General features: G+C 37.6%; 2 protein-coding genes. One reads left to right on the plus strand and one right to left on the minus strand.

The window, feature by feature from the left end:
• Positions 1-1,553, minus strand: a 1,553-nt coding sequence (locus tag QZ143_RS09375) for a hypothetical protein (RefSeq protein ID WP_292883551.1), incomplete at its 3' end; no start/stop codon positions are given.
• Positions 1,554-1,740: 187 nt separating this feature from the next.
• Between QZ143_RS09375 and QZ143_RS09380 the strand changes: the two genes are divergently transcribed.
• Positions 1,741-3,630 carry a hypothetical protein gene (locus tag QZ143_RS09380; protein WP_292883554.1) on the plus strand — a complete coding sequence of 630 codons (1,890 nt, stop codon included), beginning with the start codon at positions 1,741-1,743 and terminating at the stop codon, positions 3,628-3,630.
• Positions 3,631-3,847 lie beyond the last annotated feature (217 nt).

The following is a 3,847-nucleotide window of genomic DNA, read 5'->3' on the forward strand; positions in this document are numbered from 1 at the left end:
AATTTATAATTAAGTTTAACGACCAATCCAACACCAGCAAATTTTGCTTTGAACTTGCTTAATGACACCCAGCCTGTCGGAATCCTGGAATCGCCGCCAACATTATAATCTCCATAGGAATTGCTCACCAAAATCTTTTTGCCGTCCTTGCTCACATCTATAACAGAAACGTAATGGTTAGGCAGGAATGCAATCAGTGCAACTCCGCCTTTGGCCAGTTGGCTTACGCCACTGTCCACGGAATAATAATAGGATGCCTTGAACCCGTTATATTCCAAAACGTTTTTAAGGTCTGGAATATTGATGCCGTCAGTCACATGGGCCTCTGTCTGGAAGTATCTTTCAGAATAGTACTTCTTCAGAGCCTGACTGCAGACACTGGCTGATGTAGGTCCGCAGGTATATCCGTAGTTTTGAATGTCTCTAACTTCGGAATATGTAAGGGATTTTCCCTTAAGGGAAGCGGTAACTGAACTTGGCCAGTAGTTATAGCCGTTCTTTTTGACCAGCTTGATGTTGATTGCCTGTTCAATCACGTTCCATTTGCTTCTATGGAGAATATGGTAAGTTTTAGGAGCTGATTTTGATTTAAAGCAGACATATTTTGATAGTTTTCCATATAAAAACAAAGCATAACTGTCTCTTTTAAGCACTTCCTGATATTGCTCTTTTGTGAGAGTGTATTTGGCATCGCCAATTCCCTTGACAAAATTTGAAGGCATGGAATCGATATCCGGAGCGCCATTTACCATTGCAACTTTTGTCTTGAATGGATTTTTTACATCACCCTTGATGCATTTGACCTTTTTGGTTTTGGAATACTTGTTGATATCTACGGTAACTGTGTATTTTTTGGCACTTAACTGAGGTTTTATGACAACGAATCCCTCTACATTTGCCTTTTTCTTAAATACCTTGCCGCCAATGCTTATTTTAACTGTATTGTTTGCAATGAACTTTTTGGAAGCTGTAATATATATTTTCAGGTAGCCGTTGGTGAGCAGTTTCGCATTTGCGATGTTGATTGAAAGCATATTGACAGTATACAGTTTATATGACTTTGAAAATGCATTGTAGGTCTTGTCCCCATTAAATGTGACCTTCAGTGTGCCTGAAGTTGAGGTTGTCTTGGTTGCAATTCCAAATTTGCCATTGGAATCGGTAGTTTTTGCATATGTTTTTCCGTTGAAGCTTACGCTCAATTTTTTATTTGCAACCGCCTTGCCGTTAGATGTGGTCAATTTCATATAATATGTGTTTCCTTTCTTAACAAAATTAGAACTTTTAACGATTTTCAAATCTTCCTTTGTCGAATTCGAAGCGACTTTATTTACATTTTTGCTGTCTGCTGATTGTGCTGATGCACCCAAAACATCATTATCTGAAATGTTTTCCGTTTGTTGGACAGGTTCAACATTTTCAGTGCTGTCTATTGAAGTTTCATCGGATTTGGTTAAATCCAACGTTTCATTGACTGAATTGTCAGATGCATAAGCAAAGCTGATGCTTAAAAACAATACAGCAAACAATATGGCTATTTTAACATACTTCATTTATTCACCACTTATTATTAATTTAAAGTGCCCAATCAGGAATTGGGTTCATTATATAAAATTATTTGTTCAATAATATATGTTTTATTGTTTAGATATTGGTTGTGATATTGGAATATTAAAAGAATTTTTGAATAAAGTTTTGACTTTACTCCACTTATATTGACATTGCAATAGATATATTAATATGAAATACAAAAGACTACTTTTCGCTTTAATTTTACTGGTTCTAACTATTGGGGCGGTCAGTGCAGGCGATTCAAATAGCACTGATGAAACAGTTAGCGATACATTGGAATTAGGCGATGAAAATTCAAATCTGGAGGCAGGCAGGGGAACTTTCACTGCTCTCAATCAAAGCATTGCCAAAAGTTCAACTGTAACATTGTATAATGATTACGAATACGACTCCACTGAAGACAGCGAACTGTTTGGTGGAATAAGCATTGACAAGGACATGACAATCAACGGTAACAATCATGTAATCTACAGTAACTCTGCACGTACATTCGTAATTTCCGAAAACTCAAAAGTAACAATAAATGACCTGAAAATAGTAGGCTTAAACCAGAACAAATTCTATTCCGGAGGAGCCATCTTCAACATGGGGTCTTTGACACTGAACAACTGTACAATTGAAAACAGTACCGTCGCAAGAACTGGGGGTGCAATATATAACTCCAATCTGCTTTCAATAATAAACTGCCACTTCAACTACAACACAATAAAAGTTGTCGATGATGAAGATGAGGCCATCGGAGGTGCAATCTACAATACCAAAACTTTAGTATCCATTGGAAACTGGTTTACCGAGAACAGCGCCCAATTCGGTGGAGCTATTGCAGATATGGGAACCTCCAGCATATTGAACACCAATTTTTACATGAACATAGCCCGAGCAAGTGGCGGTGCCATCTACAACAATAGGGATACCAAATGTTATGTCAATGATTCCGTATTCATGCTCAACAAGGCAAAATTCGGAGGTGCCTTATATAAGTGTGATGCTGTTTCCTGCGTATTTTTGGCAAACACTGCAGATTATGGAAACAACATGCTGTGGGGAAGTGCGGACAACTGCACCGAGGCAAGAATCGACAACGATTATGTAAATGTAACCATGTTGCCTGAATACAATAAGAAGGTCACAATTACCCAATCCGGAAACTACAAAAACGACAAAATGATATCCATTAAGGTTGTTGACAAAAATGGAGATCCTGTGGCATATGAAGAGATGGACATTTTCATCTTCAAGGAAAACAATATGGATGAAATTTATCTGACTGATTTTGAATACACATTGTCAAACGGAATAGCAACCTACAGGATGAATTTGAACCCTGGAAACTATGTTGTTGCATCAAGATGTGCTGATGAAGATTCAAACATTGCAATTCTTACAAACGTTAAAATCTCTAAAAAATCAGTCACCCTAAAGCCGACAAAGCTTACAACAACATACCAGTCCGGAAAATCATTTGCAGTGAAAGTGGTTGACAATAACAACAAGCCTGTAAGCGGTGTGACAGTGAAACTTAAAGTCTACACAGGCAAAAAGTACAAAACAGTTACTTTAACCACTAATTCAAAAGGAATTGCATATTATGGAACTTCATCACTTGCCGTAGGAAGTCACAAGGTTGTCATAAGCGTTGGAACCGGATTCAGTGCAAAATCCGTTTCATCCAGCATAAAAATCAACCCTAAAAAGTTAAAAATTATAACACATACCTCCGCTTCAAAGGATTCAAGCCTACTTGTCTGTGGAATATATGACAATGGTGCTAAAATGTTTCTAAACAAAGTAAAAGTGCAGGTGAAAGTCTACACCGGCAAAAAGGCCAAGACATTCAATCTGGTAAGCGGCCCAGAACACAAGCTGGTCAACAGCAATGGAATCTGTGCAATTCAGACAAACAAGTTTTCAGCAGGCACACACAAGGTCAAAATCATTGTGAAAGGCCCTAAATACACTGGATCTGCCACTACAAAACTTGTAATCAAAAAATCCGCAAAAAAATACCCACAATTTAGCTATGCCATATCAAACGGTGTAGGAAGATATGTTAAATAACTTGACTTTGCCTGGTCGCTTCCGGCACTGTATCTCATACATTCAAGTTGAGCGACATTAACGCAAGGTTATTTCAATGCAATGTAAATCATTGCAACTTTTTTTATTTTTTTCAATATGGGGATGATTTTTGAGACATTAACGCCAGCGTTTTGAGAATTGGGAGTGATTTTTGCTCCTGGATATATATCCTCGAGTTTTTTGAATTTGAATTTGG

It is taken from the genome of Methanobrevibacter sp. UBA188 (genome assembly GCF_905234905.1).
GTDB lineage: Archaea > Methanobacteriota > Methanobacteria > Methanobacteriales > Methanobacteriaceae > Methanocatella.

Coding starts and splice junctions, on each gene's coding strand:
- QZ143_RS09380 (WP_292883554.1), top strand. CDS start 1,741: ATGAAATACAAAAGACTACTTTTCGCTTTAATTTTACTGGTTCTAACT.